The sequence below is a fragment of the Pseudomonas psychrophila genome (assembly GCF_001043005.1).
In the GTDB taxonomy this organism is placed as follows: Bacteria; Pseudomonadota; Gammaproteobacteria; order Pseudomonadales; family Pseudomonadaceae; genus Aquipseudomonas; species Aquipseudomonas psychrophila.
This window is the reverse complement of the sequence record NZ_JYKZ01000034.1, coordinates 1-896: the sequence shown is the minus strand read 5'-3', so window position 1 is coordinate 896 and position 896 is coordinate 1. Positions and strand designations below refer to the sequence as shown.

Below are 896 nucleotides of genomic sequence, written 5' to 3'. Positions count from 1 at the left end.
GTCCTCGCGGCAGTACATCCAGAACTGCCGTGTCAGGTTGATCTCCTGCGGCAGTACCGGCAGCAAACGCGGGTCCTGGGCGGCCAGAAAACACGGCAGAATCGCCAGTGAACGGCCTTGCTGAGCGGCCACGTACTGTGCGATCACGCTGGTGCTGCGCAGATTGGCGCTGGCGCCGGGCAGCACATTGGCCAGGTACAGCAACTCCGAGCTAAATGCCAAATCGTCGACGTAACTGATAAACGGGTGCTCTGCCAGGTCAGAAGGCCGGCGGATCGGCGGGTGCTGATCCAGATATTCCTGGGTCGCAAACAGCTGCAGTCGGTAATCGCACAGCTTGCAGCACACGTAGGGGCCGTGTTCCGGGCGCTCCAGCGCGATGACGATATCCGCCTCGCGCTTGGACAGGCTGATGAAGTGCGGCAGTGGCAGGATATCCACCGAGATTGCCGGGTAGGCATCCACAAAGTGACTCAACTGTGGGGTGATGAAAAAGCTGCCGAAACCCTCGGTACAGCCCATGTCGTGTAGTCCACGGCCAGGCGTTTGGCTGCGCTGCTGGCTTTGCGGGTGCGGGCCACCTCAAGAAAAAACTTCAGGTCGTCCCAGTTCAAAGCGCTTAACGATGTGATGTTTTTTTGCATGTTAGACCGGCTTTTATGTGCGTTCTTATTAGAAGAACGCACACCTATACTCCAAAAACAGTCCTGCGACCAATCTGGACGCCCGTACACGCGCTACTGACGCAACATAAAAATAATGTCGGAGACTTCCATGAACGTTTCTACCGCCCCATACCAAAACGCCCGCTTGCTGATTGATGGTGAATGGATCGAGTCGCAGACCACTGAGTGGCACGACATCGTTAACCCGGCCACTCAACAAGTGCTGGCCAA

1 pseudogene is annotated in these 896 nt (G+C 56.8%); it reads right to left on the bottom strand.

The window, feature by feature from the left end:
* A pseudogene (locus TU76_RS23875) lies at positions 1-644 on the bottom strand (LysR substrate-binding domain-containing protein); the annotation flags it as partial.
* Positions 645-896 lie beyond the last annotated feature (252 nt).